15 protein-coding genes and 1 pseudogene are annotated in these 18,656 nt (G+C 66.8%); 9 read left to right on the plus strand and 7 right to left on the minus strand.

Translation table 11 applies throughout. From position 1 onward, the window contains the following. Positions 1 to 114 precede the first annotated feature (114 nt). Both G361_RS48670 and G361_RS49780 read right to left on the minus strand, forming a co-directional pair. The gene (locus G361_RS48670) at positions 115 to 609 is read right to left on the minus strand and encodes a PIN domain-containing protein (RefSeq protein ID WP_081635627.1); all 495 of its coding nucleotides are present in this window, start codon (positions 607 to 609) and stop codon (positions 115 to 117) included. Then, positions 602 to 1,375 carry a hypothetical protein gene (locus G361_RS49780; protein ID WP_155981827.1) on the minus strand — a complete coding sequence of 258 codons (774 nt, stop codon included), beginning with the start codon at positions 1,373 to 1,375 and terminating at the stop codon, positions 602 to 604. The genes G361_RS48670 and G361_RS49780 overlap by 8 nt, the downstream gene beginning before the upstream one ends. A 652-nt stretch (positions 1,376 to 2,027) precedes the next feature. On the opposite strand from G361_RS49780, the pseudogene G361_RS51220 reads away from it, so the two are divergent. From G361_RS51220 to G361_RS0128830, 4 genes and pseudogenes are all read left to right on the plus strand, one after another. Next, positions 2,028 to 2,120, plus strand: a pseudogene (locus G361_RS51220) (hypothetical protein); the annotation flags it as partial. 148 nt (positions 2,121 to 2,268) lie between these two features. Then, positions 2,269 to 3,927 (plus strand): acyl-CoA synthetase, encoded by a 1,659-nt coding sequence (locus tag G361_RS0128820; protein ID WP_026343624.1) that lies wholly within the window; start codon positions 2,269 to 2,271, stop codon positions 3,925 to 3,927. 30 nt (positions 3,928 to 3,957) lie between these two features. Then, positions 3,958 to 4,539 (plus strand): hypothetical protein, encoded by a 582-nt coding sequence (locus G361_RS45265; protein ID WP_019930604.1) that lies wholly within the window; start codon positions 3,958 to 3,960, stop codon positions 4,537 to 4,539. A 1,123-nt stretch (positions 4,540 to 5,662) separates the two neighbouring features. Further along, positions 5,663 to 7,096 (plus strand): PepSY domain-containing protein, encoded by a 1,434-nt coding sequence (locus G361_RS0128830; protein WP_026343625.1) that lies wholly within the window; start codon positions 5,663 to 5,665, stop codon positions 7,094 to 7,096. A 247-nt stretch (positions 7,097 to 7,343) separates the two neighbouring features. On the opposite strand, the gene G361_RS50540 is transcribed toward G361_RS0128830, so the two are convergent. Together G361_RS50540 and G361_RS0128840 are read right to left on the minus strand one after the other, a co-directional pair. Beyond that, positions 7,344 to 7,766, minus strand: a complete 423-nt coding sequence (locus G361_RS50540; RefSeq protein WP_019930606.1) for a hypothetical protein — start codon at positions 7,764 to 7,766, stop codon at positions 7,344 to 7,346. Positions 7,767 to 7,791: 25 nt separating this feature from the next. After that, a complete protein-coding gene (locus G361_RS0128840) occupies positions 7,792 to 9,525 on the minus strand; it encodes a sodium:solute symporter family protein (protein ID WP_019930607.1) in 1,734 nt (577 codons plus the stop codon). Between the two features lie 253 nt (positions 9,526 to 9,778). Between G361_RS0128840 and G361_RS0128845 the strand changes: the two genes are divergently transcribed. Beyond that, the gene (locus G361_RS0128845; RefSeq protein ID WP_231387117.1) at positions 9,779 to 10,357 is read left to right on the plus strand and encodes a DUF6461 domain-containing protein; all 579 of its coding nucleotides are present in this window, start codon (positions 9,779 to 9,781) and stop codon (positions 10,355 to 10,357) included. A 22-nt stretch (positions 10,358 to 10,379) separates the two neighbouring features. Continuing rightward, entirely contained in the window at positions 10,380 to 10,775 is a 396-nt protein-coding gene (locus tag G361_RS0128850) for a DUF3052 family protein (protein WP_019930609.1), read from the plus strand. Between the two features lie 34 nt (positions 10,776 to 10,809). On the opposite strand, the gene G361_RS0128855 is transcribed toward G361_RS0128850, so the two are convergent. Both G361_RS0128855 and G361_RS0128860 read right to left on the minus strand, forming a co-directional pair. Then, the gene (locus G361_RS0128855; protein WP_019930610.1) at positions 10,810 to 12,273 is read right to left on the minus strand and encodes an MFS transporter; all 1,464 of its coding nucleotides are present in this window, start codon (positions 12,271 to 12,273) and stop codon (positions 10,810 to 10,812) included. Between the two features lie 117 nt (positions 12,274 to 12,390). Next, positions 12,391 to 14,730, minus strand: coding sequence for a hypothetical protein (locus G361_RS0128860; RefSeq protein ID WP_026343627.1), 2,340 nt, complete (start codon positions 14,728 to 14,730; stop codon positions 12,391 to 12,393). Between the two features lie 301 nt (positions 14,731 to 15,031). On the opposite strand from G361_RS0128860, the gene G361_RS47350 reads away from it, so the two are divergent. The 3 genes from G361_RS47350 to G361_RS0128875 are packed head-to-tail and all read left to right on the plus strand — an operon-like array spanning position 15,032 to position 17,789. Next, positions 15,032 to 15,673, plus strand: a complete 642-nt coding sequence (locus G361_RS47350) for a pyruvoyl-dependent arginine decarboxylase (protein WP_019930611.1) — start codon at positions 15,032 to 15,034, stop codon at positions 15,671 to 15,673. Further along, on the plus strand, positions 15,670 to 16,269 hold the full coding sequence (locus tag G361_RS0128870; RefSeq protein WP_019930612.1) for a hypothetical protein: 600 nt from the start codon (positions 15,670 to 15,672) through the stop codon (positions 16,267 to 16,269). Before G361_RS47350 ends, G361_RS0128870 begins: the two co-directional genes overlap by 4 nt. Next, on the plus strand, positions 16,269 to 17,789 hold the full coding sequence (locus G361_RS0128875) for a GGDEF domain-containing protein (RefSeq protein WP_019930613.1): 1,521 nt from the start codon (positions 16,269 to 16,271) through the stop codon (positions 17,787 to 17,789). The genes G361_RS0128870 and G361_RS0128875 overlap by 1 nt, the downstream gene beginning before the upstream one ends. On the opposite strand, the gene G361_RS0128880 is transcribed toward G361_RS0128875, so the two are convergent. Beyond that, positions 17,786 to 18,544, minus strand: a complete 759-nt coding sequence (locus G361_RS0128880) for a DUF6319 family protein (RefSeq protein ID WP_019930614.1) — start codon at positions 18,542 to 18,544, stop codon at positions 17,786 to 17,788. The two genes, G361_RS0128875 and G361_RS0128880, sit on opposite strands and share 4 nt — an antisense overlap. Between the last annotated feature and the right edge of the window lie 112 nt (positions 18,545 to 18,656).

Consider the following 18,656-nt stretch of genomic DNA (forward strand, 5'->3'; position numbering starts at 1 on the left):
TTCAGCTTCAACGTCCGCCAACGACCGCAAGCATCGAGAGCGACAATCTTCCGTCCACGGCAAGTAGAAGGAAACGAGGTGACGAGAATTTGCACGCTCCTATTAGTACAGGAGTCAAGATTCACCATCGCCAAAGAGAGTCGGGGGTGCAAGTGGTGGATCTTCCGGCTCAAGTATTTTCAACCCGGGAAAATCCCCATCACATTTTAGTATACCACGATCCCGAGTATAGAGCCTCGTGCAATGCCATTCGATTGCCGTTGCAAGTACGGTGGCATCAGGTCCCTTAAGCTGATTCTGCACTGCAAGAAAGGCGGCTTTGCGCGCTAGCCGTTCAGAGAGTTCTGCTACCAGGAACTTGCTCGCATCGATCCACTTGTTAGCAGCTTTGACGCGCGCCTCGCGAATTTCAGGCAGGAGATGGTTTCCTCGAATATCACCAGTGCCCGCAATTTCTGTTAGAGTAATCGCCGGTAAGAGGATCTGATAATCAGTGCTGTGCCTATCGAGAACATACTTGGATCTTTCCGCACGAATGGGATCGATACCCGTTAAGAGATCAACCACCACGCACGTGTCAACAACGACCCTGGGAAGTGCTCTAGTCACGTTGCGCTCTCACCCAATCGACCGGGTCGAGTCCATTAGTCCAATCGCCGCCCAGTAGCCCGACCGGATCGGCACTCTCGACTTCCTCATCCGGGCCATGTATCACTTCAATGCCCTCTGCGTATATTTTGACTAGCTTATTATCCGGATCCCGCTCGACTATCCCCCACACTTCTACTTCGGAATCTAAAGCACGCCTTACCCCGGAAGTTAGTGCAGGTGGGAAAGATATTTCAACCGAGTCGCCGGTGCGGTAATCCCTTAACGCGGCAGAGCGGCGTCGATCATTTATGTAGCGATATAAGGTTCCCTTTACAGAGCCCAACGCCATGATCCTCGTTGATAACACTTGTTCCGCATTTGCTTGAATTTCCGCGTCTATTCGAGCATTCGCTTTGTGGCGACCGAGTCGAACCTCATTGACACCGCGCTTGCGACTCACTTTTCCAAGGTCTATGAGAGCCTGAACCGACTTAAGGTTCCACCCGCGAGGGACCTCAGGTCTGATCGATAGATTCGAAAGGCCCATTTGAAGCACCTCTGCACGATCGCGGGGCGCCATCAGAGTCAGATGCGCACTGCCGATCGACAGCTCAGACAGCGTCAGGTCGTACTCGACTCCCTCAGGAGGCTCATACAGCGATCCTGTCACGTCCAGGCTTTTCAGAAGGTTTTCAACGGCAATGATGGCGTCAGCCACTGCACGCGGATCAAGGTCCTCTCCTTCAAGGTCGAGAGTGATCTTGTCTTCTCTCGGTGCTCGCACAGGTCACCTCCCTCCGCATGGACTAAGCCTATCCTCCCTCAATGATGCAACAACCGAAGCGTCCAGCGATGAAAAATCGAGTGCTTCCAACCCGTCCGCGCTGCTCAAGCTGGGATTGAGCTGACGACGCACGGGCCGACACTGTACGGGCCATCTGCTGGATCTGTGCAGCGCGGCTGCTATTACAGCGGCACAAGTCGCCCGGATCACCACGGACGCAACATGACCTCCGAATGAAAGAACCGCTGCCCACGTGGAAGTACGGACAAGCGCGGTACCTCTGCGGACGTCGGGCGCTCAACTGCAAACGAGCGGGCAATGCTAGGCGTGCGGTACCTCATCTCCGGCTTGCTCTCCCACAGTCGATCCCAGACTGACGGGACGGCCCGACCGACCGGCCGTCCCGAGACCGGAGCACTCGTCTACGAGTGGCGGTTGGCCGGTCCGGTGCACAGCGGAGTGCATCAACTCAGCCGCCAGATAGTCTGGCATATCTGCTCGATCAGGGCGTGAAAGGAGGACGGCGCGCCAGGCCGTCTCCAGGCCGTCACACAGCCGAAAGGCCTGAGAATCAGCGAGATCTCACAAGTGCAGATTGCCAGGTCAGCGGCTACTTTTGAGGAAACCGGCCAAGATCGGGAGAATATGACGCAAGATCCTCGACATCTTCGAGGGCACCCAGCAGATCCAGCAGCTGATCGTCGCGCGGCGGGTACTCGGACTGACCAGCACCGAACTGAAGTAGGCGTACCGGGCCTCTCGGGCGGGGATATAGGATACTCTCGGTTACACAGACATCGGCCGGGCGCCCGCCGGCCGATGTCGTCCCCTCGCACCGGATCTCGATGTTGCGATCCGCCGGCGCACGGCGGCATCGCGGAAGGTTGTCACCCATGTCAGCTGCCCTTCCGTCGGCAAGCACCGCTCTGCGTAGAGTCGGCGATCTGACGCGCGGAGTCAACGCCATGCGCAGGGGTGGGCTGTTCAACCCGCTGCGCCTGGATCTGGCGCTGCGCTCCGCGCTCAACGTGACCCGATACGGGCCGTTCGCCGGGGTGATCATGCATGCCGCACAGACGAATCCGGACGCGCCGGCGATCGTCGACGAGGCCGGCGAGATGACCTTCGCGGAGATCGACGCGCAATCCAATCAGCTGGCCCGGGGATTCCAGGCGCAGGGGTTGCGTCCGGGCGATGTGATCGCGGTGCTGGCCCGCGATCATCGCGGTATGGTGCTGACCCTCGCCGCCACCGGCAAGCTCGGGGTGCGCGCGGTCCTGATGAACACCGGGTTCGCGAAGCCGCAGCTGGCCGACGTCGCGGCCCGTGAGCAGGCCAAGGCCGTCCTGCACGACAGCGAGTTCACCACCTTGATGAGCGCGATCCCGGCCACCGTGCCGCGGGTGCTCACCTGGGTGGACGCGGCCGACGCGGTGGATCCGGCGACCCCCACCCTGGAATCGCTGTCCGCCGGGCAGTCCGCCGACGCCATCCCCGCGCCCGAGAAACCCGGCGGCACGGTGATTCTCACCAGCGGCACCACCGGCACCCCGAAGGGCGCGCCCCGGGACAAGGTGAGCCCGCTCATCTCCGCGCAGTTCCTGGATCGAATCCCGTTGCCGCGCAACTCGTCCATGGTGGTGGCGGCGCCGATCTTCCACGCCACCGGCCTGTCCCAGTTCACTCTCGGCCTGGCCCTGGGCAATCGGATGATCTTCCAGCAGCGCCGGTTCGATCCGGAGCGCACGCTGGCGAATATCGTTGCGTTCCAAGCGGAATCGCTGGTCGTGGTGCCGACCATGTTGCAGCGCATCCTGGATCTGCCGCCCGAGACGCTGGCGAAGTACGACATGTCCTCGCTGCGGGTGATCTTCGCGGCCGGTTCGGCGATCCCGCCGGACGTGGTGACCCGTAGCCTCGACTACTTCGGCGACGCGCTCTACAACGTGTACGGCTCCACCGAATGCGCGATCATCACCGTCGCCACCCCCGCCGACCTGCGGCTGGCCCCCGACACCGCGGGCCGCACGCCGGTCGGGATCCGGCTGGCCCTCTACGACGAGAACCGCAAGCGCATCACCCGCCCGAACGTGACGGGCACGATCTTCATCGCCAACGCGCACTCGTTCAAGGCGTACACCGACGGCCGCACCAAGGAGACCGTCGACGGCCTGATGTCCAGTGGTGACGTCGGCCACTTCGACGAGCACGGCCTGCTGTTCATCGACGGCCGCGACGACGACATGATCGTCTCCGGCGGCGAGAACGTCTTCCCGCAGGAGGTCGAGCACCTGATCGCGAACCGGCCGGACGTACTGGAGGCGGCGGTGATCGGCGTCGACGACCGGGAATTCGGGAAACGCTTGCGCGCCTTCGTGGTTCAGGGACCGGACGGTACCCGCGATCCCCAGGAGATCAAGGACTGGGTGAAGTCCAACCTGGCCCGCTACAAGGTGCCGCGCGAGGTGATCTTCCTCGACGAACTGCCGCGCAACGCCACCGGCAAGCTGCTGCGCAGGTCCCTGGTGGAGATGGACGTCCCGGCGGAGTAACCCGCCCCCGCCGCCGGATACCATCGGCACGTGATCATCGACCCCGGCCGCCGTCCCGGCCGCAGCCTCGCCACGGCGCATGCGCGCCGGGTGGCGGTGGCGCGGCTGCGCGGCGGCTGCGCCGGGGCGATGTCGGCGGCGCTGGCGATCGCCGCCCACGGCTGGGCCTCCGGCGGCATGCCGGTGTCGTCCGGCTCGCTGGGACTGCTGCTGGCCGGCGCGAGCGTGATCGGCGCCCTGATCACCGGCCTGGGCTCCGCCGGCGGTGGCATCGCCACGCTGACGGCGGCGCTGCTCGGCGGCCAGCTGCTCGGCCACGCCACCCTCACCATGGATATGGCCGGAATGCCGCACCGGTCGCCCTGGACCCCCGCCATGCTCGCCGCGCACACGATGGCCGCCTGCTGCGCCGCCGTCCTGATCCGCGGCGCCGAGGCGGCCTACGGCATCGCCTGCGCCGCCGCATCCCGAGCCCTCCCTCTCCTGCTGCGCACCCCCGCCCCGGCGGGACCCCCGGCCCTCCCGATCGCTCACCGCGATCGAGTGATCCTGCGAATCTTCCCTGCGGACACCTTCCGCACCCGCGGTCCACCCGCACCGCTCGCCGCCTGAATCCTTCAGCATCCGTTGGCTTTTGCGACTTTCGGTTGCAGCTGCCGGTGTACCGAACCGTGCCGAACGAGCAGTCCCGCTCCGGGAATACACCCGGCCCACTCCGCATGCCGGTGCGGAGCCGCGCCGAGGTGAGTGCCTGGTTGTCGTGCGGGCATGTGTCCCACGCGGATACGCCCGCCTCCTGCCGATACGACAGGAAGTTGCGTATCCACCACGGCAGTCACGTGCTGCCGCGGAGTGGCACCGTCGCGGAGTCGTGCCGCTCGTCCGCTCGGAGGCTGCCGACATCACCACGGCCGCACCCGCAACGGCACCGCTGCCGCGGGTGGCGACTCGGTCGGCGCGGGACTCTGCCGGGTCCCTCGCGCCGAACCGGTCGACGCCGGGACCTCGCGGTTTCCATATTCGGTTGGCGGCCGAGCGGATCCACCCCGTACCGGCGGAGTTGGAAACGACCGAGTTGCGACCGCCGGGTAGCCGGAAATCGCGGTTCGACCGGCCGGACGTCGTGTCGAACCACGAGTGTGGGGCTGAAGCGATCCGCACGACCACGGAAGGCCGTCACCGCCAACGGGTTCGGCCGGTGGGCCACAAGCGCTGCCGGTATGGGACAGCGATAGCGGACCGCTGCTGCTCCCGGCGATGGCGGATGCGGCCCTCGCAATAGGCAGTATCGCCAACTGGGATACAGCCAGTGCAGGTCGCACCGCCAACGGCGAATGCAGCGGCCGCAGTAGGCGGTACCGCTGACGCTGGACGCGGCTGGTGTAGGCGGCATCCGCCGTCGGCGACGCAACAGGCGGCACGCCGACGGCGGATGCGTCCGACGCAATCGGCGGTACTGCCACCGGCGCCACGACCGGCGCACCGGGCCGCACCACCACGGCCGACTCGACCGACGCAACAGACGGCCTACCGACGGCGGGCGCAACCGGTGCAACGGGCGGTACGACCAACGGCGGATGCGTCCGATGTATCGGCGGCACCACCCACGGCGAGCGTGACCGGTGCCACTCGTGGCGGATGCGGTCGGTCCGGACTGAACGGTGGCACGGGTGTGAACGACAGCGCGGCGGGTGGGGCCGGGCTCTGGTGAACCTTTTTCGAAACAGGAGTTGTTGTGAGTCTTACCGATTTAACGGATGTGGTGGATGCCGAGGCGCCGCCCGGCGAGGAACCGCATCGATATTCGATGCGAAAGGCGTTGGCCGCGTTGGCGTTGCGGCTGCATTTCTATGCCGGAGTGTTCGTGGCTCCGTTCATTCTGGTCGCGGCGGTGACCGGGGGGCTGTACGCGGTCGCCCCGACCGTGGAGTCGATCGTGAATCATGATCTGCTGCACGTGGATTCGACCGGGCCCGCGCGGTCGCTGGCCGAGCAGGTGGCGGCGGCGCGCGGTGTGGAGCCGAATCTCGTGCTCTCCGCGGTGGATCCGGCACAGCGGACCGGGGACACCACCCGGGTGCTGTTCACCGATCCCACGCTGGGGGAATCGGAGAACCGGGCGGTGTTCATCGATCCGCAGACCGCGCATCCGGTCGGTGACCGGGTGGTCTACGGCAGTACCGGGGCACTGCCGCTGCGAACCTGGATCGACCGGTTGCATCGCAACCTGCATCTCGGGGAGACCGGCCGGCTCTACAGCGAGTTGGCGGCATCGTGGTTGTGGGTTGTCGCGCTCGCGGGGCTGGTGCTCTGGGTGCGACGATCGCGGAGAGGTGGAGTGCGGCGGCTGCTGTGGCCGGATCGGTCGCGGGCCGGTCGGCGGCGGACGGTGGGTTGGCATGCGGCCGTGGGGGTCTGGATCCTGCTGCCGCTGCTGTTCCTGTCCGCGACCGGGATGACGTGGTCGACCCACGCCGGTGCGCACATCGATCGGCTGCGTGCGGAACTGAGCTGGACCACACCGTCGGTGCGGACGGCACTGCCCGGTGCCGGACAGTCCGCTGTCCCCGCCGGGGAGCACGACCATCACGGTTCGCATGCGGTGGCCTCCGGCGATCGGGACAGGCAGCTGGACGCGGTGTTCGCGACCGCTCGCGCACAGGGGCTCGACGGGCCGGTGGAGATCACCGTCCCGGCGACCGGCGCCGATGCTGTCACCGTCAAGGAGCGTCGGCTGTCGGGTGTGCTCACGCAGGACGCGGTGGCTGTGGACGGGTCCACGGGTGCCGTCACCGATATCCAGCGCTTCGCCGACTGGCCGCTGGCGGCGAAGTTGGCCAACTGGGGCATTCAGCTGCACATGGGCATGATGTTCGGCCTGGCCAATCAGCTGTTGTTGCTGGCCACCATGATCGGGCTGCTCACGGTGATCGTCCGCGGCTACCTGATGTGGTGGCAGCGACGGCCCGTGCGTACCGGACAGCGACCGTCCTTCGGACGGCCACCCCGGCGCGGCGCACTCCGCCGCACCCCGGTTGCGCTGCTGGTCCCTCTGGCCGTGATCGCGGCCGCGGTCGGCTGGTTCGCCCCGCTGATCGGGATACCGCTGCTGGTGTTCCTGGCCGTCGATGTTCTGCTCGGCCTGCTCCGGAGGCCGCGCACAGCGTGAGAACGGTCCTCACAACCGAAATCGGCCCACCACAACCCGAGAATCGCTCCACCGCAGGTGGATTCGGATACGACAGCCGGATCCAGATGCGGCACCCGGACGCGGCGTAGCAATCGGATTCGGTGCCGCAACCGGATGCGGTAGCAAGCTGCACACCTGCCGATCGGATGAACGTAGTGCGAGACGGTGCCGGAGTGCGTCGGCGGTGACGCCGAATGAGGGGCACGCCGGCACCGTCTCGTAACTGCTACTCGGACAACCGATTCGGTGCGGACCCCGGCTCACCGTCGGGGCGACTCTGCGAGGTGCCCGGCTCATCGCCGGGACGAGTCCGGGTGGTTCCCGCGTCGTCGGCGGGGCGGCTCGATGGAGCGCCCGGCTCACCGGTCCCACCCCGGGTCCCCTTCTCCCCGGCGGGTGCGTCGGAGCCGGCCGGGACGGGTTCGGTGCCGTCGTGAGCGACCCGCCGCTTCTCGACCGGCCGCAGGCGGACCCAGGTGAGGAAGAGGATCGCGACGACGATGAGGCCGATTCCCGCCCACAGGTTGATGTTCCAGCCGCCGGTGCGGTCCTGGTCCGCGGTGGTGTCGTTGATCAGGCCGGTGCCGGTCAGGATGATGCCGTAGATGCCGAGCAGCGCGCCGACGATGGTGCGGATGTCGAAGAGCATTGTGTTCCTCCGGTTTTCGAGGCAGCTAGCCGACGAAGATGTTCAGCGCGATGACGATCACCAGCGCGATCCCGGCCAGCAGCACCGGACGCTGATACCAGGGCAGTGTGGCGGCATCCGGGTCGTTCAGCTGCTCTTTCGGGGTTTCCGAATACACCAGTCCGACCAGTTCCGCGGCGGGTTTCGGCGTGGTCACCGCGCTGACCGCGACGCTGAGCACGATGTCCACCACGAACGCCACACCCGCGGCGACGAAGCTGGATCCCTGACCGGACAGGTGGATCACCTCGGTCTTGTTCAGCACGAACACCACGATCGCCGACAGCGTGCCGAACACCAGGCCGACCCAACCGGCGGTCGGGGTCATCCGCTTCCAGAACATGCCCAGGATGAACGTCGCGAACAGTGGCGCGTTGAAGAACGAGAACAGGGTCTGGAGATAGTCCATCATGTTCGAGAAATGACCGGCGATGAACGCGGTGAAGATCGCGATCACGGTGGCGCCGACGGTCGCGAGCCGGCCGACGGTGAGGTAGTAGCCGTCCGGCCGATCCTTCTTCACGTACTGCTGCCACAGGTCGTAGCTGAACACCGTGTTGAAGGCGGAGATATTGGCGGCCATACCGGCCATGAACGCGGCCAGCAATCCGGTCAGCGCGATACCCAGCAACCCGTTGGGCAGTACCGACTTCATCAGATACAGCAGCGCCTGGTTGTAGGTGGCGTCACCGTGCCCGGTCGCCTTCAGCTCGGCGATCTGCGGCACGAGCAGCGCGCTGATCATGCCCGGAATCACGACGATGAACGGAATGAACATCTTCGGATAGGCGCCGATGATCGGCGTGCGGCGGGCCGCGGAGATGGAATGCGTGGCCAGCGCGCGCTGCACCTCCACGAAATTGGTGGTCCAGTACCCGAACGACAGCACGAACCCGAGTCCGAACACGATGCCGATCACCGACAACACGTTGTTCGAGAATCCGCTCAGCTCGTTACCCGGCCACGAATGCCACTGCTGCGACCCGTCGGACAGCCCGGTCACCTTGTCCCGCAACCCGTTCCAGCCGCCGATCCGGTGCAGCCCGACCAGCGTCAACGGCAGCAGCGCCGCCACGATGACGAAGAACTGCAACACCTCGTTGTAGATCGCCGCGGACAATCCGCCGAGGGTGATGTAGGAGAGCACGATGATCGCCGCGACCACCACCGAAATCCACAACGGCCACCCCAGCAGCACATTGAGAATCGAGCCGAGCAGATACAGATTCACCCCGGCGATGAGTACCTGCGCCACCGCGAAACTCAGCGCGTTCACCAGATGCGCACCGGTCCCGAAACGCCGCCGCATGAACTCCGGCACGCTACGCACTTTCGAGCCATAATAAAATGGCATCATAACAATTCCGAGGAACAGCATGGCCGGTACCGCGCCGATCCAGAAATAGTGCATCGTCGGCATGCCGTATTCGGCTCCGTTGGCCGACATGCCCATGATCTCGACCGCACCCAGATTCGCCGAGATGAACGCCAGCCCGGTCACCCACGCCGGCAGCGACCGCCCGGAGAGGAAGAAGTCGATACTCGACGACACCCGTTGCCGGGCCAGCAACCCGATCCCCAGCACGAAGACGAAATAGATGGCGACCAGCACATAATCGACCGGCGCGGCATCCAGGCGCAGCGTGCCCGCCGCCAGCGCGGGTGGGCCGCCCGCCACCGTGGAACCGATCGTGTGCCCTGCGACAGCGGTGGGCGGCATACAACTCTCCTGTCGGTGCTGTTGGTCCCGGAGCTCAGTCGTCGCGCGTCTGGGATCCTAGCCACCGGGTACCCCGCCGGACCGCCGCCTCACCCGGGCGGGCCGATGTGGGTGCGCCGTCGTCGGAGTTCGGGACCGCACCGAGAACGGCCCCTATTCTGTACCGGTCCATGAAGTGAGGTGGCACATGCCGACGCCCCGGTTTCCGTCGAACACCCTCGACAACCAGGGAACACCACTGTGGATCAGCGGGTTGGCGAACGACGACCCGAACCACTGTGTCCACGTGGTGCGTGGGCTCGAGCCCACCGCGGCATTGGAAGTACTGGGAGCCAAGCCCCGGTGGTTCCGGACATGCGAGCTGCCCGGTTCGAGGCCGGACGAGTGGACCTCGCTGCCTGCGGCTGCCCTCGCCGCCGACGAACGTGAGGGCGCGGCGTTGCTCGCGGGACGCATCGGTGAGTGGACATTCGTCTACGACGACTCCGGTGCCACCGACCACAGCAGCACGCGCCTCCTGTCCGCCGACGGCCGTGTTGCCGCGACGAGCATGCTGTCGATCAACGCAGACGCGAGTCTGACCTATTGGGTCGACGGAAACGAGCTCGCCTGGGTCGACGTGGACAATCTGGATCTCGAAGCGGATCTGCCCGGCATGCCGGATGAATTGCGTGTCGCGTTCGAGAACGCCGGTACCTTCGACCTCGACTACCTCGACCCTGGGATGCCCGACTATTCGATCGGTATGCGCGCGGTCAGCATGCTTGCCGGTATGTGCTGCACCCTCGACGACTTGCGCAGGATCCCACTGGTGGTCACGCTCCTCGGGTGAAACGTCCTGTACGAGAGTGAGTATGAGTACCGACCCCCTCACCCGGAAGATCGGGATCAAGCCCGGTCACACCGTTCATCTCCACCACCGGCCCGCGGGCTGGCCGGTGCCGGAACTGCCCGCCGGCTGCACGATCGGCGACGGCGGCCCGGCGGGTGCGGAGGTGACGATCGCGTTCTACCGCGAGCTGGACGACGTGCGTTGCGAGGCAGCGGATCTGGCCGCGGCGCTGGACGACCACGCGATGCTGTGGATCGCGTGGCCCCGGCGAGCGGCCGGTCACGACAGCGACATCACGGACAACCTGGTGCGCGAACTCCTCCTCGCCACCGGCCTCGTGGATGTGAAGGTCGCCGCGCTCGGCGAGGACTGGTCCGGCCTGAAATTCGTCCGCCGCGTGGCGAATCGGCGACGCTGAGCCCACGCCCGCGGCCACCGGACGGCGGCCGAGGTCAGACCGCCGGTTCACCGGGTGCGAGTCGCGGTGTCCCGCTGCCCGGGTCCGGCTCCTGTGCCTTCGACAACGGATCGGCGATGTCCTCGAGCGATTTGCCCTCGGCGGCGATCCCGAAGAACCAGGCGATCAGGCCGCCGACGATCATCGTCACCGCCCCGATCACGTAGCCCCAGGTCAGTGGCACGCGGTCCGGGTTGGGGTTGTCGGAACCGCCGATCAGATGTCCGAACAGGTACGGCGCGACCACGCCGCCGGCGCCCTGGGCGATGGCGAAGAAGAACGAGATGGCCTGGCCGCGCAGTTCCAGCGGGAAGATCTCGCTGACGGTCAGATACGCCGAGGACGCGCCCGCCGAGGCGAAGAAGAAGATCACGCACCAGAACACGGTCTGCGTCGTGGCATTCAGGATTCCGGCGTGGAAGGCCCACGCCGAACCGAGTAGCAACACGCCGGACAGCAGATAGGTGCCGCTGATCATGATCCGCCGGCCGACGGTGTCGAACAGCGGCCCGAGTACCAGCGGTCCGAGCAGGTTGCCGATCGCGAACGGGAAGAAGTAGTACCCGGTGTGGTCCGACGGCACATGATAGAAGTGGATCAGTACCAGGCCCTCGGTGAAGAAGATGGCGTTGTAGAGGAAGGCCTGCGTCGCCATCATCGAGAAGCCGAGGAACGAGCGAGCGGGGTAGCGGCCGAAGAAGATTCGCGCCATCTGCGGATAACTGAGCCGGTCGGTCTCCGTCAGCGCCAGCATCCTGCTCTCGTCCACCGGTGGTAGCGAAACCCCGTACTCCTGCAATCGATTCTCGATCTCGTCGACGGTGCGTTCGGCCTCCTCGGCACGGCCGTGGGTGAGCAACCACCGCGGGCTCTCCGGGATCCCGCGCCGCACGAAGATGATGAACAGGCCGAGCACCGGCCCGATGAAGAAGCCCAGCCGCCAACCCCATTGCACCGGAACGTAATTCTCGTTGTACAGGATCAGGCTGGCCGCCGCGCCCAATGCCGCACCGGCCCAATAGGTTCCGTTCACGGCGATATCGACCCGGCCGCGGTACCGGGACGGGATGATCTCGTCGATGGCGGAGTTGATCGCGGTGTACTCGCCACCGATCCCGGTCCCGGCCAGGAACCGCAGCAGGAACAGAGACCAAGCGTTCCAGGCGAATCCGGCCAGTCCGCTGCCGAGCAGATAGATCGCCAGCGTCAGGATGAACAGCTTCTTGCGGCCGAGCCGGTCGGTGAGACGGCCGAAGAACAGCGCGCCGACCACCTGTCCGGCCAGATACCAGGACGCGGTCGCGCCGACCTGGCCGCTGCTCAGATGCAGCGTGCGGATGTCCCCGAGCGGTCCGCCCATACTGCTGACGATCTGGATCTCGAGTCCGTCGAGGATCCAGGACACGCCCAGACCCACGACGACGAGCCAGTGGAACCTGGTCCACGGCAGCCGGTCCATGCGGGCCGGGACCAGGCTTCGGACGATCCGGGCCGGCGTCCGCGATGGCGCCGGTGGCGGTGGGGTGTGCGAGGTTGACATATCGGTTCCTCTATCGGTGACGCGTCCGCGTGGGTGTCATTTGGTCCACAGGTTGAGACTGGCCTGGTCGCTGGTGAGTAAACGGTCGATCCGCATCGCGCTGCGGGCGATCTCCATCGCCGCGACGTGGTTGGCGTCGGTGGGGTCGAGGTGGAATCGGGTACTGGTCTCCTTGAGCCGTTGTGCGATCTCGACACCTACCTTGCGACGGGTGTCGTCGGTGACGGAACGCCACTCGGAGACCGGAATCCGATCCTTGATCTCCTGCAGATCGGCGTGGCTGTCCACGAGATGCAGTGCCCGCGCGACGAATGCGCGATCCACATCGTGTTCGTCGTCCCACAGCGGCCGGGTGGCCGCGCGCTCGAACAGGCTCGCCGCCTCGGCCACCTGCGCGGTGTACGCCCCGCGCCGGTCCGGCGAGTACTCGCGGGTGCGCGAGGCCAATCGCAGCGCGGCGGCGGCCTCGCCGAGCGGCTGGTAGGTGACATCGCTGGTCTTGGCCTCGTCCAGCATGTGCCGATGTACCCGGACCGCGTGCTCCGCCATCCTCGGCGAGAAGCCCGCGGCCAGCAGGGCGCCCTGCGCGTCGGCGCCGTCGCCACCGAGCTCCAGCACATTGGTGACCGCGGCCGCCGCGGCGCGAGAGTTGTACCCGCCGAACGTTTCCGCGGCCGCGCGGGCCGCACCGTCGTGCGCGTTCTTGCCGGCGGTGAGCCGGGCCATCCAGCCGCCGGCCGCCTCGGGCGGGATCTCACCGAGCAGCAGCCGGTAGTTCAGCTCGTTCATGTGCTGCATCTGCTTCGAATAGAAACCGAACGGGTTGGGGCGCCGGAACATCCACGAGGTGACCGGGTTGGCGTTGATCGCACCCAGCTCGTTGAATCCGGCCATGGCCCGCCCGGCCAGATGTCCGGGCGACAGGCTGTAGCGCAGCGAGGCGGCGCTCATCTCCGCCGGTGACGCGGCGCCGGTGGCGGCGGGACGGCCGGCGAGCGCGGCCCGGATCTGCTCGACCACCCGGACCTGGCCGCCGGCGATGCTCAGATCCAGCCGCCGGAACAGCGCGAATCCGGCGACCAGCACCATCGCCCCGACGAAGATCACCGCCATCCCGCTGCCCGGCGCGGAGCGGAACAGCGCGTCCAGCAGCAGCGTGTACACCCCCAGGAAGACCGTGTAGACGACCATCGCCACGGCGTCGGCGAAGATGTCGACCAGGTTCCGGATCAGGAAGGCCTGGGTCGGCCCGTACACGAAACCGCCTGCGGCGAAACCGAAGACGGCGAGGATGCCGTGATACACCGACGACAGCGCGGCCAGGAACACCTTGATCGCCAGATACGCCAGGAACAACAGCAGGATCGTCGCGAAGACGATCAGCACCAGGCCGGTACCGACCTGGCCGAAGCTCGGATTGTCGATCTTGGCGTGCGCGTAGGCATCTCCGCAGCCGGCCAGCTCGTTCGCCATCTGCGTCTGACTGCCCGCGCGCACCCCCGCCGACCAGGCCGCGCGGCAGCCGGGCCGATCGTCGACCACATGCCCGAAGTTCCACACCTGCAACGGATGTCGCGCGAAATTGTCGGACAGGGTGCCCTGCAGTCCGGTGAGGATCTCGCCGGACCGCGGGTTGTCCTGTCCGGCGACGCCGGCCGCGATCGTGATGCCGACGTTACGGCCCTGTGCGAGCAGGCCGTTCGAGGACAGCACATCGGCCAGGGGATGCGCGAGATAGGTGGCGCCCAGCACCGCGACGGCCAGCATCGCCGCCACCTGCAGCGCCGCCTTGGCGTGATATCCGCGCAATACGAACCAGCCCACCAGGAATGCGCCCGCGGTGGCGCTCACGGCCAGCACGATCGGCGTCGCGATCTGATGGGTCAGCGCGTCGCCGATCGCGGTCAGGGGTTTGCCCAGCCAGTCCAGCCAGCGGAAGCTCAGGACATAGCCGGTCACCCAGACGGCACTGATCACCACGACCATGAAGATCGTGAATTCGACGCCGAGCACCAGCGCCAGCGCGGTGGTCCCGGGGTGCAGCAGGTTGCCGGAATCGGTCGCGAACAGGTAGCTGGACAGGGGGACGTCGGAGGTGTCCCGGACGTCCGTCCAGGACAAACCGTCGATAGCCGACATACTGCCGCCGGATAATGTGCCGTTGTTCGCGTCGGCCACGGAACCGCCGATCAGCCACAGCGTCAGCAGTATCAGCGGCGCCGCGAACAGCCGCACCAGCACCCGCCGCGTCCGGGTCGCGGACAGCCACGCGCGGTAGCGCCGCAACAGAACGCGCGGTCTGTCCAACTCCGCGTACCACTCCAGCGAACGGCTCGGCAGATACTCGAAACGGGCTTCCCGGACGCGTGACGACATTCTCTGCACCACTTACATTGCGAACCAGATGAACTGCAGATTGCAGACAAGTTACACAGATGATGGCACGATGTAAACAGTGCCGATAGATGATGGCACGTCATCTAACAGGCCGAATTGTGCCGTTTTCACCCCACGTGCCGATTCGACTTCGCTATCACCGAGTACCCCGTCAACAGGGATGAACATACCCGCGCGAGGTCGGCACCTGCGGTCACTCGCCCGCGGAGGCACGCCGAGCCAATTTGCCGCAACACCAGCCTTTTAAATGCGACACTGGGACGGCAGGGGAAGGACGCACATGATCGCGACCTATGGACACCACAGTTTCGACGCGCTCGGTGACGATGTGCGCCAATCGAATCGGACCGCGGCACCGGCCATCGAGGTGGGCGCCGCGGCGGGGGCCGGGGCGACCCCGATCGCCGCGTTCGACGCGGCGTTGCGCGATCTCGGCGTGGGCGACGCGAATCTGATCCGGTTGTCGTCGGTGATCCCACCGCGGGCGACCATCGAACGGACCCGCCGGGTGCGCAAACCGATCGTCTGGGGCGATCGGCTGTACTGCGTCTACGCCGCCGGGTACGCCGCCGAGCCGGGGGCGCGCGCCGCCGCCGGACTGGGCTGGACATTGCAGTCCGATGGCTCCGGCGCCGGGCTGTTCGTCGAGCACGAGGGCGAAACCGCAAGGGAGGTGGACGATCTCATCCATGCCAGCCTCGCGGACATGACCGCCGGCCGGCCGCAGCGCTTCGGTCCGGTACGCACCTGCACGATCGAGGCGCGGGCCGACGGGCGACCGGTGTGCGCACTGGTCCTGGCCGCCTACGCCACCGCGGGCTGGGGCGAACCGGCGCTCCGGGCCGACGCGGCGGCCTGCGCGGACACCGGCGGCCGAAGATTGCTCGGCCGCAACCGTTCCGGCGGCCGGAGCCGGTCGTGACGGCCGGCGCGGAATATTCGGTCGCCGCCGCGGCGATCCACGTCGGCATCGAGACCACGATCCCCGATGCCGAGATCGATGCTTTCCATCGGCTGTACGAGACCGCGTTCGGCCCGTTGCGCACCCGGGCAATTGCACGGCAAGTCTTGTACCGCAACGAGTTTCACGAAGAGATGACCGACCCCCGGGTGCAGAAACATGTGGCCCGGACCACCGGCGGCACCCCCGTGGGCCTCAGTACCCTGACCCGGCACCTGGAGACGGTGCCGTGGATCAGCCCGGACTACTTCGCAGCACGTTTTCCGTTACACGCGGCCCGCGGCGCGATCTATTATGCCGGATTCACATTGGTCGACCCGACCGCGCGACAGGGCACGGCATTTCATGCCATGATCACTTCGATTGTCCGGATCCTGGCGGCCGAACGCGCGGTCGTCGGCTGGGACATCTGCTCGTACAACAACTCTCGTTTTTCGTTCGCCGATGCGCTGCGAGCAGCGCTCGATGAGCAGGCGGATGCTGACGTCGCGGTGGAGGACGCACAAACCTACTACGCGGCACGGTTCACAGGGGACTACGTGGACAAGGGGGGCTGATGGCAGCCGACGGACATCGCACCGATCGCAACTGGTGCCGAACCAGGTCGCCCTGGTGGGCGACCACGCCCGTCCTGATCCTGGCGGTGATCACGGTGCCGCTGGCGGGACGGCCGCTCGCGCTGGTGGCCATGCTCGTGGTGGTGGCCGCCACGCTGGCGATGATCTGTACCGGGGTGCACCGCCATCGGCCGCCGGCCCCGGTGGCGTGGTTCCTGCTCGCGGCCTCCTCGGTCCTGTTCTGCGTCGGCACCACGCTGCGCGACTTCCTGGAGTGGCCCATACCGCCGCCGCTGGCCGATCTGTTCACCCTCGGGGGGTACGTGGGTGTCGGTGCGGCGGCGGTGCTGTGGCTGGTGCCGCGGCGCACCTTCCACATCGATCTGATCCTGGATTCCTGGCTGATCGGACTGGGCGCGCTGCTGGCCTCCTGGACCTTCCTGATCTCCCCGGTCCTGCACGCGGCGCGGGTCTTCGACGGGCCCACCCTGATCCGGGTGACCTATCCGATCGTCGACGCGCTGCTGCTGACGGTGGTCACCCATTCGATGGTCACCGCCGGGCGTTCGGAGACCTCGCTGCGGCTGGTGCACAGCTGCCTGCTGACCGTGCTCGCCGGCGATCTCGGCTACAACCTCGACGCCGCCGGATATCTCACCCTCGGCCCGAATCTGCTGCTCATCCCCGAACTGCTGGCCTTCCTGCTGGTCGGCCTGGCCGCATTGCATCCGACCATGGTCACCGTCGGGCAGCCGCGGCACATCCATCCGCATCAGTCCCGGCAGCGGGCCAGCTTCATCGCGGTACTGCTGGTGGTGGCCTCACTCGGGCCGGTGGTCGGGGCCAATCTCGACACCCTGGATCGCGCGGTGGTCTCCGCACTGCTGGCGGTACTGCTCGTCGGCGTGCTGGCCCGCAGCGAGCGCGCGGTCGTGCGTAGTCTGCGCAGCGAACGGCGGGCCCAGTACCAGGCCGATCACGACCTGCTGACCGGCCTGGCGAACCGGGCCGCGCTGCTGCGCGCACCCAGGGTGTACGCGGACCGCTGGGCGGGGCGGCCGCTGTGCCTGTTGTTCCTCGACCTCGACGGATTCAAGGCCATCAACGACACCCACGGCCACGCCGTCGGCGACGAGTTGATCGCCGGCGCCGCGGACCGGATCCGCCACGTGATCGGTCACGACGATCTGGCGGCCCGGTACGGCGGCGACGAATTCGTGGTGCTGGGCTGTGCGAACCGGCAGGAGTCCGCGATTCTGGCCGAGCGGCTGCTCGCCGCCTTCCGGGAACCGTTCGAACTCACCGCCGGCCCGGTATCGGTGGCCACCAGCATCGGGATCGCCTGCGACGCCCCGCGCAGTGCCGACGACACCGTGTACGACCTACTGCGCGAGGCGGATTCGGCGATGTACCACGCGAAGGAGTATTCGCTGGGGTACGTGTTCTACGACGACATCCGCCATCTCGGCCATGCGGCGGCGGGCAGCCGGCGCAACTGGCGGCGGGAGACCGCGGTCTAGCCGGAGAGTTCGTCGAGCAGCCGGCGCGCGTTCTCCAGTTCGGTCTGCAACTGCTCGACCTTGGCCCGCTGACTGGTACGCACCGACTCCAGTACCGAATCGACGACCTCGGCGACCTCCGGATGCAGCAGACTCGCCGCCTGGGCGACCGCGGCGCCGGACACCGACAGGCCGCGCACGGTGCGCTTCTTGCCGTTGACCACGTCGACGGTCCATTCGCCGTCGGCGGTGCCGGACAGCGTCACGGTGACCTCCGCCACCTTCGCCTTCTTCGGGGCCGCAGGAGCCTTCTCCCGGGGTGCGCGGGCGGCGCCGGCGGGCTTCGCGCCGGCCGGGTCGGCGCCCGCTCCCGGCGCCGCGGCGGGTGTCGCCGGGGCCGGATTCGGCTCGGCGGCAACGTGGTTCGCCGGCTCCTGACTCGGCGCCGACGCTGGGGTCACGGTGGACGGGGTCGTCAAGGCGGGGTCCTTCCTGGAACTCGGGGCCGCGGGCGTGGTGCGCCGGGCCGGTTTGGTCAACGTCACTTCGGTGGGCGAGAACGACAGCACATCTTTGGAACCGGTGGGCCGAACCTGCAGGAAGTCGCCCTCGGTGGGATCTCCGAGGGCAACCACCTTGCCGGAACGGCCTTCCGGCACGCCGACAGCCTCCGCGGTGAACCACACCATCGGCGGTGTGCCGGCGGTGATGTCCGCGGCGATCTGCCGGATCTCGGTGTCGGACAGCGGTTGTGGCTTCGTTCGACGGGACGACATGGGGTACTCCGGACGGGCTCGTGGACAGTCTGCGTGCCAAGAGCATGCCCCATGACACCGACAAGTCCACATCGGCAGGTTGCCGAGGCCCACTCCCCGCATATCGGCTACG

Origin of the sequence: Nocardia sp. BMG111209 (genome assembly GCF_000381925.1) — a bacterium.
GTDB lineage: Bacteria > Actinomycetota > Actinomycetes > Mycobacteriales > Mycobacteriaceae > Nocardia.

Bases quoted from the DNA above. Each gene is read 5' to 3' on its own strand.
- G361_RS50540 (WP_019930606.1), bottom strand. From the start codon at position 7,766: ATGCTCTTCGACATCCGCACCATCGTCGGCGCGCTGCTCGGCATCTAC.
- G361_RS0128850 (WP_019930609.1), top strand. From the start codon at position 10,380: ATGAGTACCGACCCCCTCACCCGGAAGATCGGGATCAAGCCCGGTCAC.
- G361_RS0128855 (WP_019930610.1), bottom strand. From the start codon at position 12,273: ATGGACCGGCTGCCGTGGACCAGGTTCCACTGGCTCGTCGTCGTGGGT.
- G361_RS0128820 (WP_026343624.1), top strand. From the start codon at position 2,269: ATGTCAGCTGCCCTTCCGTCGGCAAGCACCGCTCTGCGTAGAGTCGGC.
- G361_RS0128880 (WP_019930614.1), bottom strand. From the start codon at position 18,544: ATGTCGTCCCGTCGAACGAAGCCACAACCGCTGTCCGACACCGAGATC.
- G361_RS47350 (WP_019930611.1), top strand. From the start codon at position 15,032: ATGATCGCGACCTATGGACACCACAGTTTCGACGCGCTCGGTGACGAT.
- G361_RS0128875 (WP_019930613.1), top strand. From the start codon at position 16,269: ATGGCAGCCGACGGACATCGCACCGATCGCAACTGGTGCCGAACCAGG.
- G361_RS0128860 (WP_026343627.1), bottom strand. From the start codon at position 14,730: ATGTCGTCACGCGTCCGGGAAGCCCGTTTCGAGTATCTGCCGAGCCGT.
- G361_RS0128840 (WP_019930607.1), bottom strand. From the start codon at position 9,525: ATGCCGCCCACCGCTGTCGCAGGGCACACGATCGGTTCCACGGTGGCG.